The sequence below is a fragment of the Hyphomicrobium sp. 2TAF46 genome, from assembly GCF_052114865.1.
Lineage (GTDB): Bacteria > Pseudomonadota > Alphaproteobacteria > Rhizobiales > Hyphomicrobiaceae > Hyphomicrobium_B.
Window position 1 is genome coordinate 407,668 of sequence record NZ_JBFRFO010000003.1, and the last position, 23,020, is coordinate 430,687.

Sequence of the window (23,020 nt, forward strand, 5' to 3'; positions counted from 1 at the left end):
CAACTGCGACAAGCTGGACAGCACCCGCATACGCCTTTTAGAAGAGCCTTAGCACGGCGGCCGAATGGCGCCACACTGCCGGGATTATCGCGTGTTAACAACACGGTGAAAGCATTTCAGGTACCGGCAATGTCATTCGGGAAATTTATCCTCGGCTTAGTGATTGCAGTGACGGCGAGCCTTCCGGCGGCGGCGTCTCCCCAGAGTGCGATCGCACTTCACGGCAGTCCGCTATTGGCCGACGGCTTCACGGCGTTCCCCTATGTGAACCCGGATGCGCCGAAAGGCGGCACGCTGACCCTCGGAGTTCCCGGCTCCTACGAGAGCGTCAATCCGCTCATCGTCCAAGGAACGCCCGCATCGGGCATCGGCGATTTCGTCCTAGAGCCGCTGATGGCGCGCAGCCGCGACGAGCCGTTCACGCTTTACGGCCTGCTGGCCGATACAATCGACGTCGCCGACGACCGCAAATCCGTGACGTTCACGATCAATCCCGCCGCCCGCTTTTCCGATCGCCAGCCGGTCACGCAGGACGATGTCATCAAGTCCTTCGAGCTTCTGAAGGCGAAAGGCCGCCCCAATCATCGAACCTATTTCGCCAAAGTCACGAAGGCGGAAAAGATCGGGGAGCGCGGCGTACGCTTTACGTTCCTGGACGCAACCGACCGCGAACTGCCGCTGATCCTCGGCCTGATGCCGGTCTTCGCTGCGGGTACGATGACGCCCGAGCAGTTCGAAACCGGAGGCATGAAACCGCTCCTCGGATCAGGGCCTTATACCGTTTCGAACATCGATGCCGGGCGCTCGATCAGCTATCGGCGCGATCCCGACTATTGGGGCAAAGACCTGCCCGTGAACCGCGGCCGCTACAATTTCGATGAGATCCGCTTCGACTATTTCCGCGACGCATCCGTGATGTTCGAAGCCTTCAAGTCGGGCAACATCGACCTGAGGCTCGAAGACGATCCCGGCCGTTGGGCGGGCGGCTACGACATTCCGGCCGTGCACGACGGCCGCCTGATCAAAGCCGAATTCGAGATCGGCCTGCCTGCCGGCATGACGGCGCTGGTCTTCAATACGCGCCGTCCGATCTTTTCCGATCCGCGCGTGCGCCGCGCCTTGATGACGCTTTTCGATTTCGAATGGAGCAATCGCACCCTCTACAATGGGCTCTTCAAGCGCACCGAAAGCTATTTCGAACGCTCGTACCTTGCTTCCACCGGACACCCAGCGGACGCCCGGGAGCGCTCGCTGCTCGCGTCGTTCCCCGAAGCCGTGCGCCCCGAAATCCTGGAGGGCACATACCGCTTCCCGGTGAGCGACGGCAGCGGCCAAAACCGCCCCAACCAGAAGGCGGCATTCGCATTGCTGACCGAAGCGGGCCTCATTCTCAAGGACGGTCGTTTGATCGATCCCAAGACAGGGAAACAGCTCGCCTTCGAAATTCTCGCCAACAGCAACGCGCAGGAAGCTCTGCTTCTGAGCTATGCCCGCAGCCTCGCGCCTCTCGGCATCTCCGCGCGGGTACGCGTCGTCGACAGCGCTCAATACCAGCAGCGCCTGACGAGCTTCGACTACGACATGATCCAGAACACGTGGCCGTCGTCGCTTTCGCCCGGCAACGAGCAACTGTTCCGCTGGTCCGCCAAGACGGCGGACTCCCAAGGATCCTTTAATTTCGCCGGCGTCCGCAATCCCGCCGCGGACGCCATGATCGAAAGCATGCTGGCAGCCGAAAGCGAACCCGATTTCATATCGTCCGTGCGCGCACTCGATCGCGTGCTTTTATCGGGCGACTATGTCGTGCCGCTCTTCTTCGCACCCCGCCAATGGGTCGCTTACTGGGCGCGGCTGCAGCATCCCGATAAAACGCCGCTCTTCGGCTATGCGGTGGATACGTGGTGGACGGAAAATAAATGACGCCGGTTGCAAAAGAACCGTTCAACATGGCGCGATACGCCGTCGGCGTCGCCGCGGAGCATACACCACCGAAGACGGCTCTCCTCGTCTACGACACGCGAACCCCCGCGAACCCATCAGAGACCTGGTCGTTTGCAGAGCTTGAAGACGCAATCCTTCGCTTGGCGGCCGGCCTAGGCGAACGCGGCCTCCAGCGCGGCGACCGCATCGCCATCCGCCTCGGCAATTCCAGTCAATCGGCCCTTCTCTTTTTCGCGTCCATCGCCGGTGGCTTCGTCGCGTTGCCGCTGTCCGATCAGCTCACCGCGCCGGAACTCAAAACTCTGCTTGACGATAGCGGCGCCTCGACAATCGCGACGTTCGAACCTTTGCCTGAAGACATCGCATCCAGCGTCATGGTCCTCTCGCCTGAGGATATTGCATCCCTCATGCACACGCCGAAGCGAGGCAATTACGCGCCGGTGAGCGCGAACGACCCGGCCTTCCTGATCTATACCTCCGGCACCACGGCAAAACCGAAAGGCGTCCTCCACGCCCATCGCTCAGCACTCGGACGGCGGCCGATGTATCAGGGCTGGTACGGCATCGACGCCAGCGACCGGATGCTTCACGCCGGGGCCTTCAATTGGACCTTCACGCTCGGCGTCGGCTTGACTGATCCATGGGCGAACGGTGCGACAGCGATCGTCTGCACCGGCGAGAAATCGCCCGAACTTTGGCCCCATCTCATTGCGGCGACTGGCGCCACGCTCTTCGCCGCTGTCCCCGGCGTCTACCGCCAGATCCTGAAATACGCGCGTCCCACGCCTGGCTCGCTCGGCAAACTTCGCCATGGCCTCATGGCCGGAGAAACGCCGCCGCCCGGTCTCGTCGAAGATTGGTCGGCCGCAACGGGCCTGCCGCTCTACGAAGCCCTCGGGATGAGCGAAATTTCAACCTACATCTCGACTGGACCCGAGGTCCCGTATCGGCCCGGCACTGTCGGCAAGCCGCAAGCCGGACGCCGCATCGCTATTTTATCTGCGGACGATCGCGCCGAGCCGCTGCCCGCCGGAAACGAGGGCCTGATTGCGGTCCATCGTTCCGATCCGGGCTTGATGCTCGGCTATTGGAACCGCCCGGAGGAAGAAGCCGAAGTGTTTCGCGGTGACTGGTTCACCGGCGGCGATCTCGGCTCGTGCGATGCCGACGGCTACATCACGCACCTCGGCCGCGTGAACGAATTGATGAACGCCGGCGGTTATCGCGTTTCGCCGCTCGAGATCGAAGCCGCTCTCGCACCATGTCCCGGCATCGCCGAAGTCGCCTGCACGGAAATCCGCGTGCGGAGCGGCGTTTCGATCATCGGTGCCTTTGTGGTTCCAAATGACCCCACGAAGAGAGATGCAGATGCGATCAAGGCGTTCGCGTCCGAGCGGCTCGCCGCCTACAAGGTTCCGCGCGAGATCGTATTCGTCGATCGGCTTCCGCGAACGCCCAATGGCAAGATCCAGAGGAAAGCGCTAGCTGCACTTTCCTCTCCCGGAACGGGAGAGGATGTCCGAAGGACAGGTGAGGGACTTTGAGCCAGCAGCGTCCCCTCATCCGCCCCTTCGGGGCACCTTCTCCCCGAGGGAGAAGGAAAAGAGCCTAAGCAGCCTTCCTTGTCTTCTCGGCAATATCCGCGAACTGCTGAATGAGAGCGCGCGCGCCTTTCAAGCGCTTCTCCGGCAGATCCCAATCGGCGCGATAGACGAGACGCTGATCCGGCTGAACCTTGAGCGCGCCGCGCGAATTCTGCACGAAGGCGATAAGCCCTTCCGGATTTGCGAACTTCGCCTTGTGAAGCGTAATGACCGCGCCCTTCGGACCCGCATCGACTTTGGCGATCCCGGCCGTGCGGCAGAGACCTTTGATTTCCATGACATCGAGAAGATGCTCGACCTCGGACGGCAACGAACCAAACCGGTCGACAAGCTCCGCAGCGAAGGCATCGATATCCGATCGCTTTTCGAGACCCGAAAGACGCCGGTAAAGCCCAAGCCGAAGTTGTAGATCGGCGACGTACGTCTCCGGAATCATGATCGACGTGCCGAGCTGGATCTCCGGACTCCACTTGTCGTCGGCTTCGAGTTCGCCGCCCTTCATCGCGGAGACCGCCTCTTCCAGCATCGACTGGTAGAGTTCGAAACCAACCTCGCGGATATGACCGGACTGCTCTTCGCCGAGCAGATTGCCCGCGCCGCGAATATCGAGATCGTGCGAAGCGAGCGAAAAACCCGCGCCGAGCGTGTCGAGCGACTGCAAGACCTTGAGACGCTTCTCCGCGCCTTCCGTCAGCTTTTTATCCGGTGGCGTCGTGATGTAGGCGTAAGCGCGCGTCTTCGAACGGCCGACACGGCCACGGAGCTGATAAAGCTGCGCGAGGCCGAACATATCCGAGCGATGCACGATAAGCGTATTGGCGTTCGGCACGTCGAGTCCGGATTCGACGATCGCGGTCGAAAGCAGAATGTCGTACTTGCCCTCGTAGAACGCCGTCATCACGTCTTCGAGTTCGGTCGGCGACATCTGCCCCGTCGCACGCGCGAAGACGAGATCGGGGACAGCCTCGCGCAGGAACTCCGCCATGTCGTCGAGATCGGAAATTCTCGGAGCAACATAATACGTCTGGCCACCGCGGAAGCGCTCGCGCCGGAGAGCCTCTTTCAGAATGACCGGATCGAAGGGCGAGATGAACGTGCGCACGGCTAGGCGATCGACAGGCGGCGTCGTGATCAGCGAAAGCTCGCGCACACCCGTCAAGGCGAGCTGCAGCGTGCGCGGAATCGGCGTCGCCGAAAGCGTCAGCACATGCACGTCTTCGCGCATCTTCTTCAGGCGTTCCTTGTGATTGACGCCGAAGTGCTGTTCCTCGTCGATAATGAGCAATCCGAGCCGCGCGAAATCGATCGATTTTCCGAGCAGCGCGTGCGTCCCGACGACGATGTCGACATCGCCGGATTTGAGGCCAGCCTTGACTTCCGCAAGCTCCTTCGCGCTAACCATGCGCGATGCCTGCGCGATCTTCACGGGCAGTCCCTGGAACCGCTGGCTGAAGGTACGGAAATGCTGGCGCGCGAGCAGCGTCGTCGGAACGACGACGGCAACCTGCAGACCGTTCATCGCCGCAACGAACGCCGCGCGAATGGCAACCTCGGTCTTGCCGAAACCGACGTCGCCGCAGACGAGCCGGTCCATCGGCTTGCCTGACGCGAGATCGCCAAGCACGGCCTCGATGCTCGCCGCCTGATCCTCGGTCTCTTCGTAGGGAAAACGCGCGACAAATTCATCATAGGCGCCCGAGGGTGGCACAAGTACGGGTGCTTCCCGGAGTGCTCGCAGCGCAGCGATCTTGATCAGTTCGTTAGCAATCTCGCGAAGTCGCTTCTTGAGCTTCGCCTTGCGCGTCTGCCAGCCGAGGCCGCCGAGCCGGTCGAGCTGCGCATCACCTTCGTCGGCGCCGTAGCGGGACAGAAGCTCGATATTCTCGACAGGCAGAAAGAGCTTGTCGCCGCCAGCGTACTGAAGCTCCAGGCAGTCATGTGGAGCGCCGAGCGCCGTGATCGTCTGAAGCCCAGCGAAGCGGCCGATACCGTGATCGCTGTGAACGACGAGATCCCCAACCGAGAGGCTCGTCGCCTCGGTCAGAACGTCGGCAGCCTTTTTTGCACGCCGGCGCTGACGCACCAGCCGATCGCCCAGGATGTCCTGTTCGGCGATAACGGCAAAATCCGGCGTCTCGAAGCCCTCTTCGACGCCGAAAACGGCAAACGCCGTCTCGCTCGGACGCAGCGCCAAGACTTCCGCGAAGTTCTCGACTTTCGCGACGTTATCGAGACCGTGATCTTCGAGAAGCGTGATCAGCCGCTCGCGTGCACCGGGCGTCCAGGCAGCCAGAATGACCCTGCGGTTTTCCGAATGAATGCGCCGGATATGCCCGACGGCCGCATCGAAAACATTGGCGTCGGGATCGGCACGCTCGGCGGCAAAGGTGCGCCCGCGCTTTCCGTGCATCGAATAGACGTTGGTCTCGCCCGGGATTTCAAACGGCGTCAACCGCGAGACCGTGTGCGCGTCGAGCGCGGCAGTCCAATCCTTCGGCTCGAGAAACATCTGGTCGGGCGGCACGGGCTTGTAGGGCGGTGCGCCGAACCGTTGGCCTTCGAGGGAATCGACGCGCGCCTCGTAGTGCTCGCGGATCTGCTCGAACCGACGCTCGATCGCTTCATCGTCGAGATGGTCGAAACTAACGCCGACGCCCGGCAGATAGTCGAAAAGCGTCTCGAGACTCGGATGAAAGAACGGCAGCCAATGCTCCTGGCCGACGTAACGCCGGCCGCTCGAGACCGCCTCATAGAGCGGATCGTCGCCCGTATTGCCACCGAAGAGTGCAACGTAACGCGTGCGGAACAACGCCGTCGCCGCTGCCCCAAAGGCGACTTCGCTCACTGGCATCAGCGAGAATTTCGGCACGGCTTTCAGCGAGCGTTGCGTCTCCGCATCAAACGCCTTGATGGTCTCGAGCTGATCGCCAAAGAAGTCGAGACGAATGGGATTGCTGCGCCCTGGCGGATAAAGATCGATGATGCCGCCCCGCTGGGCGTATTCGCCAGGCTCCATGACGTTGCTGGAACGGTCGTAGCCATAAGCCTCGAGCCGCTTGATGAGATCGGCCGGATCGAGCCGCTGGCCCGGCGCAATCGTCTTGACCGCGCCACGGATAAAGCTCCTGGGCGGCACCCGCTGCAAAACGGCATTGATGGTCGTAAGCACCAGCGTCGGCTTCTTCCGCCCACCGACAGCCAGTTTGCCGAGCGCCGTGATCCTCTTGGACACGATCTCGGGATTGGGGCTGGTGCGGTCGTAAGGGACGGTGTCCCAGGACGGAAACGGCACGATGGCGACGTCGGGCGCGAAAAAAGCAACAGCCGCCTGCAGCTCATCGAGCCGGCGGTCGTCGCGCGCGATATGCAGATGCAGCCCCGGCTGATCGTCCGTACGCGCAGCCTTCGTGATGTCGGCGACGACGCGGCCGTCGAACCCCTCAGGAACACCCGAAAAAACGGCGCGCGAGTTTTGAACCTTTGTGACCATCTACTGCGTCTTATCTTGCCTCGGTCTGAAGACCGTGAAAGGCGCGGATATCATTCACCAGGTCCTCGAATTCGATACCGTCGTAACCCTGGCCTGAAAAGATCCACTGCTGGAGCGAGGGATCGGGAATTGTCAGAAAACGCTCGAAGCGTTCTATCTGTTCAACAGTATAGGATGCGAGCCGGTCGTCGGCATAGCGGCCGACGAGCACGTCCATTTCCTTGGTTCCCCGATGGTGAGCGCGGTAGGACGCACGTCGCCTCTTCGCCTCGAGATCGTCCGTCATTGTCAGTCCGGGTTGCGTGAGCATAGTAAAAGCGTCGGCGGCAGCTTGACTGAGCGCCGGCCGGCCGTCACGGTGCCCCATCCGCGAAGGGTTCCTATACCGCCCGCCGCTGCCCGCGCCTAGCGCACTAGGCCGATGCTTATTGCCGCGACCAACGGTAGCGGACCCCGCGAGACCTGCCAACGGCGAGCCGAAGTCTACGATGCGTCCAGCTTTTCTGAACCCGCTTTTCGCATCGGCGCAAACTTTGAGCGGGATAGGTCCACGCCTCATCCTGCTTCTGAAGAAGTGCTTGGCCCTACCGCCCGGCGTGTCCGAGCCGCGCGTCATCGATGTGCTGTGGCATATGCCAACCGGAGTCATAGACCGGCGCAGCCAGCCCCAACTCGCGGCCGCTGTGCCCGGAACAATCGTCACGCTCGAACTCAGGGTGCTGAAGCACAAACCTTCGCCACGCGGCAATACCAAAGCACCGTACAAGGTGACATGCGAGGACGACACCGGCCGCATCGACCTCGTCTTCTTCCACTCCGAGCATAAATTCATCGAACGCCAGCTGCCCGAAGGAGAAATCCGCTTCGTCTCGGGCCGCATCGAGCGGTACGGCGAAAAGCTTCAGATGACCCATCCCGACTACATCGTCTCGCCTGAAGCGCGCGATGACATGCCGTTGCTCGAGCCGGTTTATCCGCTGACCGCGGGCCTCTCTGGAAAGATTGCACTGAAGGCCGCGCGCCAGGCCGTCGGACGCGTTCCAGAGCTTCCCGAATGGCAGGAGCCCGCCTGGCTCGAACAGCGGTATTGGCCGAAGTTCAATGAGGCCGTCGTCCGGGTCCACCGCCCCGGGGATGCACAGGACGTCTCGATGGGCGCCTTGCCCTGGCAACGCCTCGCCTATGACGAGTTTCTCGCCGGACAGCTCGCCTTCGCACTCGTCAGGCGCAACCTCAAAACGGAACGCGGGCGGCGTCTGACGGGCGACGGCAAAATCCGCGCGAAGATCGCCGATGCACTTCCGTTCTCATTGACGGGATCGCAAAAAGGCGCGCTCGCCGAAATCGCGGATGACCTCGCTGCCCCCCACCGCATGCTGCGTCTGCTGCAAGGCGACGTCGGCTCCGGCAAGACGGTGGTCGCGTTGATGACCATGGCGGTTGCGGTCGAAGGCGGCGCTCAGGCGGCCTTGATGGCGCCGACCGAAGTGCTCGCCCGCCAGCATATCGAGACGATCGCGCCGCTCGCCGACGCCGCAGGCCTTCGCATCGCCCTGCTGACGGGACGCGAAAAAGGCAAAGCCCGTGACGCCGTCATCTCGCGCCTTGCGACCGGCGAGATCGACATCCTGATCGGCACGCACGCACTCTTTCAATCGGACGTGCAGTTCAAGGACCTCGCCGTCGCCGTCATCGACGAGCAGCACCGGTTTGGCGTCCACCAGCGCATGGCGTTGCAATCCAAAGGATCGAACGGCGACACCAACGTCCTCGTGATGACGGCGACGCCCATTCCGCGCACGCTTCTGATGACGCACTACGGCGATCTCGACGTATCGAAGCTGACGGAAAAGCCAGCCGGCCGCAAACCCATCGTCACCAAGGCCGTGCCGCTCGAATTGCTCGAACGCCTGATCGATCGTGTCCGCGTCCAGCTCGCGGAAGGCGCTCAGGTCTATTGGGTTTGTCCGCTGATCGAAACGTCCGAAGTGACTGATCTCGCCGCCGCGGAAGAACGTTTCGCCTATCTCCGCCAGATCTTCGGCGACGGCGTCGGCCTCTTGCACGGCGGACTTTCGGGCAAGGAAAAAGACGAGACGATGGCCGCCTTTGCGGCCGGCCACCTCAAGATTCTCGTCGCAACAACCGTCATTGAAGTCGGCGTCAACGTGCCGAACGCCAATATCATGGTGATCGAGCACGCTGAGCGCTTCGGCTTGGCCCAGCTTCATCAGCTCCGGGGGCGCGTCGGCCGCGGCACACGCGAATCCTTCTGCATGCTGCTCTATAAGGCGCCGCTCGGCGAGACCGCCGAAGCGCGGCTGAAGATGATGGAAGAGACCGAAGACGGATTTCGCATCGCTGAAAAGGATCTCGAGCTCCGCGGCGGCGGTGAGATCCTCGGCGCTCGCCAGAGCGGTGCGCCGGGCTTCCGCATCGCCGAAGTTCCGGGGCGCGACGCGCTGCTCGAAGCCGCCCGCGACGACGCCGAACTCATCCTGCAAAAGGACCCGAACCTCGTTTCTGAGCGCGGGCAGGCGCTTCGAACGCTTCTCTATCTTTTTGAGTGCGACGAAGCCGTCCGGCTCTTCCGCGCCGCCTAGAGCAATTCCAGCAAAAGTGTGCAACGGTTTTGCGGCCGGAATTGCGTAAAAACAAAAGGCTAGAGCGTCTTCGCGATTCTAAGAAAAGCGGAAACGCTCTAGATCGCCTGCGCGAACATCATCCGGTGCCCTTCGGGCGTCGAGACGGCCATCTCCCGCCAGCCCCACGGCTTGTCGGCAGGACCGGAGAGGATGCGCGCACCGCGGGCTTTGAATTCCGCATGCAGGGCGTCCACGTCATCCGTCGCAAAGAAGCCGAAATAGTTGTGATCGCCAAGTTCGGACGGAGCGAGCGCATCCGGACAGCGGCCGAGCATCACTCTCACTCCGCCGCGAACGAGCGCCTGCCAGTTATCGCCGTCGTTCCAGTCCTTCGCGAAACCGAGCACATCGATGAAATAGGCCGTCGAACCCTTGAGGTCGTGTACGGCGAGCACGAATGCGTGCGGCAAAAGCTTGGGTTCAGTCATGTCGGCCAAGGCCCGTCAATAACAGACATCGGAATTATCGTTCGCTCACGAGATCAAGCAACCGGCTTGTCACCGCTCAAGCGAAAGCGCGAAGCCTTCTTTTTTTCCGCAGCCGCTAACCGCTTCATCTTCTCTTCCATATCCGGCATCACGATGCCGCCCGAAAGAATGATCTTCGCCGCTTCTTCGACCGTCATCGTCAGGAAGACGACATTCGATCGCGGCACGAAGCAAATGAAGCCCGTTGGCGGCACGATGCCCGTCGGCATGAAGACCGTCAGCAAATCCTCGGTACCGCCCGGCTTGACGTCCTTGATCTCGCCCGTCGTCTCGCCGGTGACGAAGACGAGGCTCCAAATCTCCTTCGACGGGAATTCGATCATCCCGACCTTCTGGAAACTCGCGTTGGGCCCGGTCGTCGAAATCACGCTCTCGAAGATCTGCTTCAGCGCACCGTAGACGTTGCGAACGATCGGCGTGCGCGACAGCATGAGTTCGCCCGATGAAACGAGCGTGCGTCCGAGCAGGTTCGCAGCTAGCGCGCCGATCAGCGTCAGCCCGACGATGGCAATGACTAGCCCCAGTCCCGGCAACGGAAACGGCAGATAGGTATCGGGGTTGAACGTCGTCGGCAGGAGGGGCTTGATCCAGGCGTCGATCCAATGGATGACGCCCCACATCATCCAGAGCGTGATCGTGACCGGACCGACGATGACAAGGCCAGTCAGAAAGGCGTTGCGGATACGCGACCCGAGCCGCCAGCCGGTTCTGCCGTCATCGCTGACGAGCCGCTTTAGCCCGGCCGTTAACTGCGCATCGGCACCCGAAGGGCTTCGGGGACCGGGATCGTGAGCAGGCGGTGCAGGGGCCATTCTCTCCCACTCGAGCTTCGGCCCGCTGGAGACCGGGCAAACCTCAGTTTGTCACGACAAGACAGTCAAGGCCACTGCTTCTGAGTTTGTTGCAGAGGCCACGCGGCTCTTCCTGCGAAGCATATCCGCCGATTCGCACGCGATAAAACGTTCCCATGCTACCGATGACGGCTTCATCGACGGTCGGAACATGATTGGCGAGGTCGGCCCCGTGCTGGGCTACGAGATTTTGGGCCAGCTGTTCAGCCTCAGCGCGCGAGCGCAAAGCCGCAATATGAATCTTGTACTTACCCTTCGTCGCAATGGGGTTCGCCTTGGTATCGGCGAGGGCGACCTTCGTGGCTTTCGCCGGCGCGCCCGCCGCAACAGACGTCGCGTTGCTCCAGCTCGATGTTTCCGGCGCGGTTGCGGATGTCGAAGCCGTCGTCACCGTGCCGCTGGGCGCCGGCGGCGGTGGAACGGCGGATGATCCGCCCCCGAACATGTTCGAGAAGAAGCCGCTCACGTTCCCGGGAATCGCGCTGACCGTCTGGCCGAAGGAAGATCCGGGCGACGCTGGCGCTGGCGCGGGCGCAGACCCATCCGACACGGTCGCGGACGCCGCCGACTGGAGGCTCGTATCGCTCTGCGCGCTGCTGGCGTCCTGCCGCGTGATCGTCGCCGACGTCCCATCGCCGGAACCGCTGCCACCCGAATTCTGCTTGCCTGCTGCCTCGGCGATCGCCGCCGCCGAAAGTCCCGCCGAACCGGCATTAGGACCGGGCGCAGGATTCGCGACGACATTGGCGCCCGTCGCAGCCGGCGTTGCGACAACGGCCGGACGGTCGGGCGTGCTGCCCGTATCCGGGAGACCGGCCATCCGATAGGCTTCCGAGCGTTCGGCAATAGCTGATTTCTGGTCGCTCGGGCTAAGCCCGTTTTTCAGCCAAATCGCGCTGGTGAGATCCGAGATCGCGAGTCCCGCCTTGTTGTCGCGCTTGTAGGCAAGGCCGCGCGTATAAAGGGCTTTCGCCATTTCAGAAGTAGAAAGGACGCCAGCTTTGACGGCGATGGTCAGCTGGCCAATGGCGTTCTGATACCGGCCGGCGGCATATTCCTTCAACCCGGCGTCGTAAGCCTTGTGAGCCGCTGCGGCGGCTGCCGCCTTCTGATCGGCGTCACTGCCGTCGCCGTTCTGACCGGCCTGCGGCCCCTGCGCCGGTTGTGCCGCCTGGCTTCCGGACTTCGCTTTCCGGGCTTCCCCGTCGGTCGGCCAGCCCGCGACCCCGCCAGCAAATACGCACGTCACCATGGCAGCGAGCGCCAAAGGGCGCGCCAACACCCGGAACTGCGTCATTGTCCGTACCTTCCCCAATGGTCACGTTCTAGATCGCGCAACCCTCCTCAAGGTATTGCAATCATTTGAACGAGGCAAATTGTGGGCCCCCGCCCCTCTATACCGGCCTTTTTGCCGGTTATTCCACGGTAACCGACTTCGCCAAGTTCCGCGGCTGATCGACGTCCGTCCCCATCAGCACCGCCGTCTGGTAGGCGATGAGCTGAGTCGGAACAGCATAGATCATTGGCGCAACAAAAGTGTCGACCTTCGGCATTTGGATGTGGGCAGCGAGTTTACAACCAGCTTTTTCCGGTCCCGCGTCCGAAATCAGGATGACCTGACCGCCCCGCGCCGCCACTTCCTGGAGGTTCGACACCGTCTTCTCGAAAAGCTCGTCCTCAGGGGCGACGACAACCACAGGCACGCTTTCATCGATCAGTGCGATGGGACCGTGCTTCAGCTCGCCGGCCGCATAGCCCTCGGCATGAATGTAGGAAATCTCCTTGAGCTTCAACGCACCTTCAAGTGCGATCGGGAAGCTGGAGCCCCGTCCCAAATAAAGAACGTCACGTGCCTTTGCCAACTCATGTGCGACCGCCACGAAGGGATCGTCATTCCGCAGGATTGATGCGATGTGCCGAGGCACCTCCATCAGCGATTTGACGAGCGCCGTTTCCTGCTCGGCCGTGATCTTTTCCCGCGCCCGGGCAATCGCGATGGCGAGACATCCGAGGACCGAAAGCTGGCATGTGAAGGCCTTGGTCGAAGCGACGCCGATTTCAGGGCCCGCGAGTGTCGGCAATGCCGCGTGCGATTCCCGCGCAATCGTTGAGGTCCGTACGTTCACGATTGAAGCGATGCGTTGCCCGTTGGCTTTCGCGTAACGAAGCGTCGCCAACGTGTCGGCCGTTTCGCCGGACTGGGAAACAAAGACCGCAAGCCCGTTCTCAGGCAGCGGCGTCTCGCGGTAGCGCATTTCGGACGCCACATCGATGTCCACCGGCAGGCGCGCATAGCGCTCGATCCAGTACTTGGCGACGAGCCCGGCATAATATGCGGTGCCGCACGCCGATATCGTCACGCGGCTGATTTTCGAGAGATCGACGCCCAAATCCGGAAAGCGAACGCGCGCAGTCGTCATATCGAGGTAATTCGCCAGCGTGTGCGAAATGACCTCGGGCTGCTCGTGAATTTCCTTCGCCATGAAGTGGCGATAGTTGCCCTTGTCGATCAAAAGTGAACTCGCAACGGCTTTGACGAGTGGCCGCTCCACGCGTTCACCGTCCAAATTGAAGATCTCGGCACCGGAGCGGTGCAAAACCGCCCAGTCACCCTCTTCAAGATAGGTGATAGCATCCGTGAAAGGCGCAAGCGCGATCGCATCGGATCCAAGGTACATCTCACCCGATCCGTGCCCGATGGCGAGCGGAGAACCCTTGCGCGCCGCGATCATGAGATCGTCCTGGCCTGCGAAAATAATCCCGAGTGCGAAGGCGCCCTGAAGGTGGTGCAGGGCGTTGCGAACCGCGGTGACGGGCTCGGCGCCTTGATCCATCTCGTCCGTGATCAAATGGACGACGGCCTCGGTATCAGTGTCGGTCTCGAATTTGTGTCCCTTGGCCTCGAGGCTTTTCCTGAGTTCGCGGAAATTCTCGATGATGCCGTTATGAACGACGGAGACCTTTGCCGTCATATGCGGATGGGCGTTGCGCTCGGTCGGGCGGCCGTGCGTTGCCCAGCGCGTGTGGCCGATGCCCGTGCGCCCGGCAAGCGGCTCCGCAATCAGCCGCTTTTCCAAATTCCTGAGCTTGCCCTCGGCGCGGCGGCGTTCGATCGCGCCATCCTCGACCGTCGCAATGCCGGCCGAATCATATCCGCGGTATTCGAGCCTCCGAAGGGCGTCGACCAGATTGGTCGAAACCGCCGATTTTCCGAGAATTCCGACGATCCCACACATGGATCCGTCCCCCAAAAAGCGCTCCCCCAAATCGAACGATGGAGGCGGTTAACAATCTTCTCAAATCACAGAGTGTTTCAGAGCTACACTCGCACTTTCTGGTTGAGTAGCCGTGCAACTTCCAAACTTGGTAAAGGAACTACTTTCTCTGTGCCGCTGCTTTCCGCCGGGACATCACCGCGCGAAACTTTTCAGCCCACCCCGGCCGCTCCTCCTGAGTGTTCCGCTCGATAGCGAGGGCGCCCGGACTGACGTCCTTGGTGATGACACTGCCGGACCCAATATAGGCACCCGCGCCTATTTTTATAGGCGCCACGAGCGACGTATTCGAACCGATGAACGCCCCTTCGCCGATCTCGGTCTTCGTTTTGTTGTATCCGTCATAATTACAGAAGATGGTCCCCGCACCGATGTTCGCACCCGCACCAACAATGCCGTCCCCTAGATAGGACAGATGATTGGCCTTCGCGCCCTCTTCGAGCGTGGTGTTCTTGACCTCGACAAAGTTGCCAATGTGGACTTTCGCCCCGATGCGGGCGCCCGGCCGGAAACGTGCGAACGGTCCGATCCGCGCGCCTTTCCCGATCGTTGCGCCTTCGATGTGGCAAAATCCGAGGATCTGGGCGCCCTCTTCTACTGTAACCCCGGCGCCGAACACGACGTTGGGCTCTATAGATACGTCCGAAGCGATTTGAGTATCGAAGTGCAACCAGACGGTCTCCGGCGCAACCATCGAGACACCGTCCCGCATGAATGCCGAACGCGCCCGCGCCTGCCAGACGGCTTCCGCCGCCGCTTGCTGTTCCCGTGTGTTGACGCCGAGAACGTCGGTCTCATCGCACTCGACGACCGCAGCTTTCAGTCCCTCGTTCCGTGCAATCTCGATCGCGTCGGTCAGATAGAACTCCGACTTTGCATTGGCGCTGCCGATTTGACTGAGCAGGCCTGACAGCTTCGAAACCCGAAACGCCATAACCCCCGAATTGCATAAGCTGATCTTCCGCTCCGCCTCCGATGCGTCCTGATCCTCTCGAATGCCCTTGAGCGATCCGGCGTCATCGAGCAGAAGCCGGCCGTAGCCCGCCGGATCTTTCGGCCGGAAGCCGAGAACGGCAACACCCGCACCGCCGTCGAGCGCCGCACGAAGCCGCTCGATCACCTCGCTGCGGACAAGCGGCGTATCGGCAAAAAGCACGATGACGTCGCCGCCCGTCTCCTCATCGAGCGCAGGCTTCGCAGCAAGTACGGCATCCGCCGTCCCCCGCTGTGCCACCTGCTCGAAGATCCGAGCGGTGGGAGCGACGCGAAGAGCCTCTGCCGCGACGGCGTCCATGCCAGGCGCGACCACGACAGCAATCTTGCCGCCGGCGATCCCCGATGCCGTCGCTAATACGTGCGCGAGCATCGACTGCCCGGCGATTTTATGGAGCACCTTGGGCAGCGACGACTTCATGCGCGTGCCCTTGCCCGCAGCGAGCACGACGAACAGACAGGGCCGGATACTCATGGAGAACCTTGTTTTGCGTTGCAACGGAACGTAGGGCGAGCGATGGATTCGTCTTCGCCCGGCGGCCCAACATGCCATAGCGCCAGCCATCCATCAGGGGCAAGTGCGGCCATACGGACCGGCCCATGCGCCGGCGGCTAGTCACCTCATGCACAGCTTTCAACCGCCCTTTGCCTAACAGTTCCCGATGGATAGGTGCCTTGCAGCATCTCTGCCTTCGTCCACAGCTTCTGTCGCCGAACGCGCGCCCCGCCATTGCGGCAAACGCCAGCCCGACCCAACCTCGACCACGCAGTGAAATCGATTCGGGGGGAACAGTCCTTCGGACGGAGCCCCTCTGACGCAGTAGGACGACAAATCAATGACCAAGTCTGCAAGCGACAAGCCGATGCGCGGGAACACCGGTGCCACGCCATATGCAGCGATATGGTTCACGCTCGGCGGCGCGGGTCTCGGATATCTGTGCGTGGCGTTTTTCGCGCCGCACCTGCTCCCCGACTTTTCGGGTGGCCGCATGAGCCTGGGCGAAACGCAGGTGATGCGCGTGTCGTCCGATGTCGACGACTTGAAATCATCGCTGAACAAACTCCAGGCCGACGTCGAGACCGTCAAAGCCGACGTAGCCGCGCAAGCGAACCAAACGCAGCAGCTCGGCACGCAACTCGCAGCCCTCAACGACAAGGTTCATGCCGCCCCGATGCAGGCGTCCGCACTCGTCCAGTCGCCGCCGCCGACCCCGGATGTTCCGGACTTCGGCTCCGGCGCATCACAAGCGCATGTGGAAGACGCGCCTAACGCGGCGCCGCCGACAAAGGTCATCAACGCCGCGCCGCAGGCTGCACCGCAAGTGGGCGCACCGATCGTGACGGGGAGCATCAACAAGGGCACCAAAACGGCGAGCGAAGGCGATGCCATCAGCTTCGGCCCCGCCGTCGTGAAGCCCGCGCCAAAGCCGATCGGAATTCAGATCGCCACCGATAGCTCCGTTGACGGCCTTCGCATCACCTGGAGTGCTCTCTCCCAGACGCACGCGGACCAGCTCGGAACGCTAATCGCGCACTATGCCGACCTCGGAACGGCGGCAAATCCAAGCTACGGTCTGATCGCTGGCCCGATCAAATCGAAAGCCGACGCCAAGAAGATCTGCAAGGAGCTCGCCGCTCAATCGGTCAGCTGCAAGGTCAGCGACTTCAAGGGCTCCGTGCTCTGAGCGCAATAAAACGGGGACGGGATGCTCTCCCGTCCCCGAAACTTGCTTTCAATACGCATTCAACGCGCGAAGAGCGCTCGTTCGCTCTTATGGATTAGCGGTATTGAATGTATCGCAAGCATCCATTTTCCCGCCTTCCAAGCCGGTCTTGAACCACCGCACACGCTGCGCCGCGGTCCCATGCGTAAATGCATCGGGCACCACCCGCCCAGTCATCTTTCTCTGAATCATATCGTCGCCGATCTGTGACGCGGCGTTGAGCGCCTCTTCGACGTCGCCCGGCTGCAGACGCTTCTTCATCTGATCGTTGAGATTGGCCCAGACGCCCGCGAGACAATCGGCCTGAAGTTCGGTCCGGACCTGGATCTGGTTGGCCGTTACCTCGTCGTCGGCGCGCTCTTTGAGCTTTTGCACCTGATCTAGGATCCCGAGCTGCTTCTGCACGTGATGGCCGACCTCGTGCGCGATGACATACGCCTGGGCGAAATCACCGCTGACGTTGAACTTGCGTTTCAGCTCATCATAAAACGCGAGGTCGATGTAAACCTTCTGATCGAGCGGACAATAAAACGGCCCCATCGCCGCCTGCCCCGCACCGCAGGCCGTGCGTGTAATTCCCGTATAGAGCACCAGCGGCGGATCCGGATAATCGCGCCCGAAGCTCTTGAAGACCGACGTCCACACGTCCTCGGTATCAGCGAGCACGCGTTTGACGAAAACCGCTTCGTCATCGTTGCCCGCAGCCTGCCGCTGCGGCGAGCCCGGCAGCCCTGGAATGTCGGATGGCGAACGAGACGGCCGCTCCGAATGCGGCATCTGCGGCATGCTGATTTGACCGTTCGTGCCGAGCAGGACATCGAGCGGGTTGATGCCGAAGAGCATCAGAACGGCGCCGATGATCAGCAGCGTCGTGATGCTAAAACCCCCCTTGCCCCCGAGGGGGATTTGAAGGCCACCACCGGGAAATTGGAAGCCGCCGCCGTCGCTCTGTCCGCGACGATCCTCGACGTTGCTGCTTTCCCGGTCGTTCTGATCGTAGCGCATGTCAGCCTCTGAATATGACGAAGCATCACGGTTCGGAGCTCGGCCGCAACAACGCACCAGCCGTAACGCCAATCCGCATACTGCATGCGCGATAGGCCTTTACAAGGTCTGTGTAAAGCCGTTCGGAAGCCCGCTGGACGGCTATGACTTGGAATCCTCGGGGCGGGCCTTTTTGGTTTTCGCCGCGCCGGGCAACGCGAGCAGATCCGGCATTACAACAAGGCCCTTCGCTTTCGGCGCGGCCTTCAGTTGCGCCCGGACGGAACGGGACGCCGCAACGGTGCCGTCATAGGCATAGGCCTCGTGATTGCGTTCGATCTCGGCCAGATCATAACGGTAGTTGACCATCAGCCCGTGCGCCTCGCGGAGACCCTTCTCCGAGGTATCCGCCAGCCAATTCAGCCGTTCGAGCCTTGCCCCGTTGCCGAGATGAAAACGCGCCACCTGATCGACCGGCCGGTCGTCGCTCGACCGGGCGACGAGAAAGTAATACGCCGCCAGTCCCATGAGCGCAGACCTGATCTCTTCGGCGCCCGGCGCGTCCTTCGTCGCATCCTCGACCCAGCGCGGATCCCGAAGACGCGACAAAGCTTGGAGATCGGCGGCCGAGATCGGCACATCGCTTCCGCTGGCAAGCGCCCGGTCGACCCACCGCGCGAAACTCGGAACGGGAGACAGCGTGACGAACGTCCTGAGGCTTGAAACGTCCTTGGCAAGATCCTCGACCACCTGTTTCAAAAGAAAATTGCCGAACGAAATGCCCTTGAGGCCGTCCTGGCAATTCGAAATGGAATAGAAGACCGCCGTCGTCGGCGGCGTGTCGTCGTCGGAGCGATGCCCATCGAGAACCGTCGCGATCGCGTCCGGCATCTCGCGCATCAGAGCCACTTCGACGAAGATCAACGGCTCGTCCACGAGCGCGGGATGAAAGAAGGCAAAGCACCGGCGATCCTTGGGATCGAGACGGCGGCGCAAATCGTCCCAGCCGCGGATCTCGTGCACCGCCTCGTACTCGATGATCTTTTCCAGAATGGCCGCCGGCGTCTGCCAGTCGATGCGCCGGAGAACGAGGAAGCCGCGATTGAACCACGACGTCAAAAGCCGCTCGAGATCGGCATCGACCGCCGCCAGCGCATCGTCCGACTTGACGTAGCGTAGGAGATCGCTGCGAAGCGCCACGATCTCCGCCGTTGCGCCTGCCGCGAGGTTCAGGCGCCGGAAGAATTCCAGCCGCGGGCTGTATGAAGCCTTCTGCAGCTTCCTCAACGTCTTTTCGGACGGTTGCTCGAGATAGGCGCGGGCGGCATCCGCGACCTGAGCGGGATCGGGTTGCAGATCGTCCGCGAGAAAGCGAAAGAACTGCAGCCGTTCCTCGCTCGACGCTTTCCTGAGTTGATTGAGAAGCTGACGGGCGATCGCGACGCCCGATGCCTCCCCACGGCCCGACATCAGCGCCCGCGACAGAACTTCGATCGACTCGCCACCGCCGTCGCCGAAGAGCGCCTTCGGAAGCAACGCGCGTCCCTGCTCGGCGACCGCCGCCATCAATTCCTGAAAGAACGAAACGTTCACGCGTTCTGCCATCGCCGGCCGGGCTCCTTGATGCGTTAACTTTTGCTTAACCGTATCGAACGAGCATCCTTTCGCAGCTTGTATAGGGCATTTTTTGGCATGACCGATCGCTTTTCAACCGGCTGGCCGTCGGCGTCGCTCGATGCGGCGAAAAACGATACTGGGCGGGTCGCATTCTGCGGACCCTACGTCCTCTCCGCGATCACCGGCTTCGGTATCGCCAGGATCGAGGACGTCATTCGCGAAGGCCGCGAGTTGCCTCCACACCGCAAGCCCGTCGTGCGCGGAACCTATTCCGACGAAGTCGAGTCCGCCCTCGCCTACTTCGGCTATCGCATGGAGCTCAAGGAAAGCCACATGCACCGCGCCCGCAAGGAACGCCCGACGTTCTGGACGTGGATGCAGAAGCCGCGGAACGCCTGGGCCTATTACATCCTGGCAATTCACAAGGGCAAAGAAGGACACTGGATTCTCGTGAAGGGCGTGAAGATGTGCGACACCTTCACCGAGGGCAAATGGACATTCGTCGTCGATGGCCCGCATCGCGGCTGCCGCATCATGGAAGTCTTCGAAGTCAGAAAGGCGCACGACGCCTGAGGCATTTGGCAAATTAGCGGCCCTTCACCGGTCACATCGCCGCTGCAGCCGAATGAACGATGTATGAACCCCCGCTTCACGGCCTATTCAATCCCTGAGCTTATACATGGTTCCAACACCCGTCATGGACAAGCCAAAGGGAGAGAAGCCGTGGCCGAGTTCGTCCGATCGAGCGCCATCATGTTGATGGCCGTCGTGGTGCTCGCTGCTGGCGTCGCCGTGTTCTTCTACGGATAAACAGGCACGCTCGGCAGGCCGCTGCCAAAGCGCCTTGTCGAGACACGCGAGTTACGCCACTTAAAGGGGGCTTCACGCCCCCTTTTCTCTTGGCTCATGCGCGGCATCACTTGGCAGACACCTCCTATTCCGACTTTTTCAGAGACGCCCAGGCTCGCTTCGCCGATTACCTGACACCCTCGGTGCGCCTCGGCGTGACCGGACTGTCGCGCGCGGGCAAGACCGTTTTCATCACCGCACTTGTTCGCAATCTCGTTGCCGGCGGCCGCCTGCCGTTTTTCGCGCCCGACGCGGAGCGCCGCATCGTCCGCGCCTATCTCGAACCGCAGCCCGACGACAGCGTGCCCCGCTTCGACTACGAAGCCCATCTCGCCGATCTCCTGTCGACGCCGCCATCGTGGCCGGAAAGCACGAAGCGGATTTCCGAATTGCGCATCACCATCGAATACCGGTCGGCGTACGCCCTGAAACGCGCCATCGGCTTCTCGAAGCTGCATCTCGACATTGTCGATTACCCCGGCGAATGGCTGATCGACCTGCCGTTGCTCGATCAGGATTACCGCGCGTTCTCGATTGAAGCCCTGGCCCTCGCAAACGCGCCGCAGCGAGCCGAGTTCGCAAAGCCCTTTCTGGGGTTCCTCGCGGGCACCGATCCGGCTGCACCGGAAGACGAGCAGATCGCCATGACCGGCGCCAAGCTTTTCACGGCCTATTTGCGCGCGACGCGCGACAGCGGCGCGCAATCGACGCTCGCGCCCGGCCGCTTTCTGCTCCCGGGAGATTTGGACGGCTCGCCCCTTCTCACATTCTTTCCAATGCCGCTCTCGTCGGATGAACGCCTGCCGCGCGGATCGCTCGCCGCCATGATGGCGCGGCGGTTCGAAAGCTATAAACAATCCGTCGTCAAACCGTTCTTCAACGACCACTTCGCCCGCCTCGATCGCCAGATCGTGCTTGTCGATGTGCTGACCGCCCTCCATCGCGGTGCCGAGGCTGTCGGCGATCTCGAACGCGCCATGACCGACATCCTGAAGGCCTTCCGCCCCGGAGCCAATTCGTGGCTCTCTATGTTCGTGGGACGGAAAATCGACCGTGTGCTGTTCGCGGCGACCAAGGCCGATCATCTGCCGGCTTCCAGCCACGATCGCCTTGAAGCTTTGCTGAAAGAGATCGTCGACGATGCCGTAAAACGCGCCGAGACCGAAGGCGCAGGCGTCCATGCCCTAGCCCTTTCGGCCTTACGCGCGACACGCGAGGCGAGCGCCAAACACGGCGGCGAAATTCTGCCCTGCCTGCGCGGCACGCCGATCAAAGGCGAAAAGATCGGCAACGTCATCTTCGACGGCGCGACCGAAGCCGCCATCTTTCCGGGCGACCTTCCCATCGATCCGGCAGCAGCGCTCAACGCCGCTCGCCATGCCAAAGCCGCGTCCCTCGAGCTTGTGAGATTTGCCCCACCAAAGCTCCTGGATACGCTTTACGATGGTAAGCTGGCGGCGTTTCCGCATATCAGATTGGACCGCGCGCTCGATTTCCTGATTTCGGATTATCTCGCATGACGTTCGAGAACGATCAGCCGCCGCCGAGAAAACCTCGCGTCTTTAAGCTCGACGACATCGCCGATGAGCCAGAATTCGAAGAGACGTTGCCGGGCGGCGGAGCCGTCACGTCGAGACGAGGCGCGGTACCGGCGACGCGACGTTTGACGGTCGGTGATATCAATCGCGGCTTTCGCTTCGGCAGCATTCTGCTTTCCGCGATGGCGGCGCTCGCATCGCTCGCCGCTGGACTTTGGTTCACCCGCTTCGTCTCCGTCGCGCTCGAGCGCCAGGACTGGGTCGGCTGGGTCGCCTTCGGCCTGATGATGATTATAGCCCTGGCGCTGCTCGGCATCGTGTTGCGCGAACTCATTGGCTTCAGACGCCTAGCGCGGCTGGCGAAGCTGCGGACGCTGGTCCGCGACACGATCGCGAAGCCAAACATCGAGGGCGAGCGGAAGGCAGTTGCCGCGCTCCTATCTCACTATCGCGGGCGCCCGGACCTTGCTTGGGGTCTGGCGCGCATAAAGGACCACACCGGCGACGTACTCGAAAAAGGCGAGCTTCTTCGACTCGCAGATCGCGAGCTCCTCCGTCCGATCGATTCCGAAAGCCGCCGCGTCATCCTGAAATCCGCAAAACGCGTGGCGACGGTAACGGCGCTCTCCCCGATCATGTGGATCGCCATGGGCTTCGTCCTCGTCGAGAACGTGCGGATGTTTCGCTCCATCGCGACACTCTACGGCGGCAGACCGGGCGTCCTCGGCGCGCTGCGTCTCGCCCGTCTCGTCGTCGGCCACATCATCGCGACCGGCGGCATCGCGATGACCGACGATCTACTCGGCCAGTTCGTCGGTCAGGACGTCTTGCGACGGCTGTCGCGGCGTCTCGGCGAGGGTGCGTTCAACGGCGCTTTGACATCCCGCCTCGGCGTCGTCGCCGTGGAGGTCATCCGTCCGCTGCCCTATCTCGATGCCGAGCCGCTGCGCGTGCGCGAGATCTTCAACGAGCTTCTCCGCTCGCTGCGCGGCTCCGATAAAACCGAGACATAAGCGAATTA

17 protein-coding genes are annotated in these 23,020 nt (G+C 62.0%); 8 read left to right on the forward strand and 9 right to left on the reverse strand.

Annotation, left to right across the window (positions count from 1 at the left end; all coding sequences use genetic code 11):
• Nucleotides 1-129: 129 nt before the first annotated feature.
• Both AB4Z24_RS08725 and AB4Z24_RS08730 read left to right on the forward strand, forming a co-directional pair.
• Nucleotides 130-1,920: an extracellular solute-binding protein gene (locus tag AB4Z24_RS08725; RefSeq protein WP_441707512.1), complete on the forward strand. Its 1,791-nt coding sequence runs from the start codon at nt 130-132 to the stop codon at nt 1,918-1,920.
• Entirely contained in the window at nt 1,917-3,485 is a 1,569-nt protein-coding gene (locus AB4Z24_RS08730) for a class I adenylate-forming enzyme family protein (protein ID WP_441707514.1), read from the forward strand. The genes AB4Z24_RS08725 and AB4Z24_RS08730 overlap by 4 nt, the downstream gene beginning before the upstream one ends.
• A 64-nt stretch (nt 3,486-3,549) precedes the next feature.
• On the opposite strand, the gene mfd is transcribed toward AB4Z24_RS08730, so the two are convergent.
• Together mfd and AB4Z24_RS08740 are read right to left on the reverse strand one after the other, a co-directional pair.
• The gene (mfd, locus tag AB4Z24_RS08735) at nt 3,550-7,035 is read right to left on the reverse strand and encodes a transcription-repair coupling factor (RefSeq protein WP_441707516.1); all 3,486 of its coding nucleotides are present in this window, start codon (nt 7,033-7,035) and stop codon (nt 3,550-3,552) included.
• 10 nt (nt 7,036-7,045) lie between these two features.
• Nucleotides 7,046-7,345, reverse strand: coding sequence for an FAD assembly factor SdhE (locus AB4Z24_RS08740; RefSeq protein ID WP_441707518.1), 300 nt, complete (start codon nt 7,343-7,345; stop codon nt 7,046-7,048).
• 178 nt (nt 7,346-7,523) lie between these two features.
• On the opposite strand from AB4Z24_RS08740, the gene recG reads away from it, so the two are divergent.
• The gene (gene recG, locus AB4Z24_RS08745; protein ID WP_441707520.1) at nt 7,524-9,638 is read left to right on the forward strand and encodes an ATP-dependent DNA helicase RecG; all 2,115 of its coding nucleotides are present in this window, start codon (nt 7,524-7,526) and stop codon (nt 9,636-9,638) included.
• A gap of 98 nt (nt 9,639-9,736) precedes the next feature.
• Here recG and AB4Z24_RS08750 read toward each other — a convergent pair whose 3' ends face one another.
• From AB4Z24_RS08750 to glmU, 5 genes are all read right to left on the reverse strand, one after another.
• Complete coding sequence (locus AB4Z24_RS08750) at nt 9,737-10,108, reverse strand: VOC family protein (protein WP_441707522.1); 372 nt, start codon at nt 10,106-10,108, stop codon at nt 9,737-9,739.
• A gap of 53 nt (nt 10,109-10,161) precedes the next feature.
• Nucleotides 10,162-10,980, reverse strand: coding sequence for a DUF502 domain-containing protein (locus tag AB4Z24_RS08755; protein WP_441707524.1), 819 nt, complete (start codon nt 10,978-10,980; stop codon nt 10,162-10,164).
• Between the two features lie 43 nt (nt 10,981-11,023).
• On the reverse strand, nt 11,024-12,316 hold the full coding sequence (locus AB4Z24_RS08760) for an SPOR domain-containing protein (protein WP_441707526.1): 1,293 nt from the start codon (nt 12,314-12,316) through the stop codon (nt 11,024-11,026).
• Nucleotides 12,317-12,434: 118 nt separating this feature from the next.
• Nucleotides 12,435-14,255 carry a glutamine--fructose-6-phosphate transaminase (isomerizing) gene (glmS, locus tag AB4Z24_RS08765; protein ID WP_441707528.1) on the reverse strand — a complete coding sequence of 607 codons (1,821 nt, stop codon included), beginning with the start codon at nt 14,253-14,255 and terminating at the stop codon, nt 12,435-12,437.
• A 139-nt stretch (nt 14,256-14,394) separates the two neighbouring features.
• Nucleotides 14,395-15,762, reverse strand: a complete 1,368-nt coding sequence (gene glmU / locus AB4Z24_RS08770; protein ID WP_441707530.1) for a bifunctional UDP-N-acetylglucosamine diphosphorylase/glucosamine-1-phosphate N-acetyltransferase GlmU — start codon at nt 15,760-15,762, stop codon at nt 14,395-14,397.
• A gap of 361 nt (nt 15,763-16,123) precedes the next feature.
• On the opposite strand from glmU, the gene AB4Z24_RS08775 reads away from it, so the two are divergent.
• On the forward strand, nt 16,124-16,972 hold the full coding sequence (locus AB4Z24_RS08775) for an SPOR domain-containing protein (protein ID WP_441707532.1): 849 nt from the start codon (nt 16,124-16,126) through the stop codon (nt 16,970-16,972).
• An 87-nt stretch (nt 16,973-17,059) separates the two neighbouring features.
• On the opposite strand, the gene ypfJ is transcribed toward AB4Z24_RS08775, so the two are convergent.
• Together ypfJ and AB4Z24_RS08785 are read right to left on the reverse strand one after the other, a co-directional pair.
• Nucleotides 17,060-18,016: a KPN_02809 family neutral zinc metallopeptidase gene (ypfJ, locus tag AB4Z24_RS08780; RefSeq protein ID WP_441707534.1), complete on the reverse strand. Its 957-nt coding sequence runs from the start codon at nt 18,014-18,016 to the stop codon at nt 17,060-17,062.
• Between the two features lie 141 nt (nt 18,017-18,157).
• Nucleotides 18,158-19,600, reverse strand: coding sequence for a malonyl-CoA decarboxylase domain-containing protein (locus AB4Z24_RS08785; protein WP_441707536.1), 1,443 nt, complete (start codon nt 19,598-19,600; stop codon nt 18,158-18,160).
• Nucleotides 19,601-19,687: 87 nt separating this feature from the next.
• Between AB4Z24_RS08785 and AB4Z24_RS08790 the strand changes: the two genes are divergently transcribed.
• The 4 genes from AB4Z24_RS08790 (at nt 19,688) to AB4Z24_RS08805 (ending at nt 23,012) form a co-directional block, all read left to right on the forward strand.
• Complete coding sequence (locus AB4Z24_RS08790; RefSeq protein ID WP_441707538.1) at nt 19,688-20,185, forward strand: hypothetical protein; 498 nt, start codon at nt 19,688-19,690, stop codon at nt 20,183-20,185.
• A 63-nt stretch (nt 20,186-20,248) separates the two neighbouring features.
• The gene (locus AB4Z24_RS08795; protein ID WP_441707540.1) at nt 20,249-20,422 is read left to right on the forward strand and encodes a hypothetical protein; all 174 of its coding nucleotides are present in this window, start codon (nt 20,249-20,251) and stop codon (nt 20,420-20,422) included.
• A 110-nt stretch (nt 20,423-20,532) separates the two neighbouring features.
• Complete coding sequence (locus AB4Z24_RS08800; RefSeq protein WP_441707541.1) at nt 20,533-21,981, forward strand: YcjX family protein; 1,449 nt, start codon at nt 20,533-20,535, stop codon at nt 21,979-21,981.
• Nucleotides 21,978-23,012 carry a YcjF family protein gene (locus AB4Z24_RS08805; RefSeq protein ID WP_441707543.1) on the forward strand — a complete coding sequence of 345 codons (1,035 nt, stop codon included), beginning with the start codon at nt 21,978-21,980 and terminating at the stop codon, nt 23,010-23,012. Before AB4Z24_RS08800 ends, AB4Z24_RS08805 begins: the two co-directional genes overlap by 4 nt.
• Nucleotides 23,013-23,020 lie beyond the last annotated feature (8 nt).

Coding starts and splice junctions, on each gene's coding strand:
- AB4Z24_RS08725 (WP_441707512.1), top strand. CDS start 130: ATGTCATTCGGGAAATTTATCCTCGGCTTAGTGATTGCAGTGACGGCG.
- AB4Z24_RS08730 (WP_441707514.1), top strand. CDS start 1,917: ATGACGCCGGTTGCAAAAGAACCGTTCAACATGGCGCGATACGCCGTC.
- mfd (WP_441707516.1), bottom strand. CDS start 7,035: ATGGTCACAAAGGTTCAAAACTCGCGCGCCGTTTTTTCGGGTGTTCCT.
- AB4Z24_RS08740 (WP_441707518.1), bottom strand. CDS start 7,345: ATGCTCACGCAACCCGGACTGACAATGACGGACGATCTCGAGGCGAAG.
- recG (WP_441707520.1), top strand. CDS start 7,524: ATGCGTCCAGCTTTTCTGAACCCGCTTTTCGCATCGGCGCAAACTTTG.
- AB4Z24_RS08750 (WP_441707522.1), bottom strand. CDS start 10,108: ATGACTGAACCCAAGCTTTTGCCGCACGCATTCGTGCTCGCCGTACAC.
- AB4Z24_RS08755 (WP_441707524.1), bottom strand. CDS start 10,980: ATGGCCCCTGCACCGCCTGCTCACGATCCCGGTCCCCGAAGCCCTTCG.
- AB4Z24_RS08760 (WP_441707526.1), bottom strand. CDS start 12,316: ATGACGCAGTTCCGGGTGTTGGCGCGCCCTTTGGCGCTCGCTGCCATG.
- glmS (WP_441707528.1), bottom strand. CDS start 14,255: ATGTGTGGGATCGTCGGAATTCTCGGAAAATCGGCGGTTTCGACCAAT.
- glmU (WP_441707530.1), bottom strand. CDS start 15,762: ATGAGTATCCGGCCCTGTCTGTTCGTCGTGCTCGCTGCGGGCAAGGGC.
- AB4Z24_RS08775 (WP_441707532.1), top strand. CDS start 16,124: ATGACCAAGTCTGCAAGCGACAAGCCGATGCGCGGGAACACCGGTGCC.
- ypfJ (WP_441707534.1), bottom strand. CDS start 18,016: ATGCGCTACGATCAGAACGACCGGGAAAGCAGCAACGTCGAGGATCGT.
- AB4Z24_RS08785 (WP_441707536.1), bottom strand. CDS start 19,600: ATGGCAGAACGCGTGAACGTTTCGTTCTTTCAGGAATTGATGGCGGCG.
- AB4Z24_RS08790 (WP_441707538.1), top strand. CDS start 19,688: ATGACCGATCGCTTTTCAACCGGCTGGCCGTCGGCGTCGCTCGATGCG.
- AB4Z24_RS08795 (WP_441707540.1), top strand. CDS start 20,249: ATGAACCCCCGCTTCACGGCCTATTCAATCCCTGAGCTTATACATGGT.
- AB4Z24_RS08805 (WP_441707543.1), top strand. CDS start 21,978: ATGACGTTCGAGAACGATCAGCCGCCGCCGAGAAAACCTCGCGTCTTT.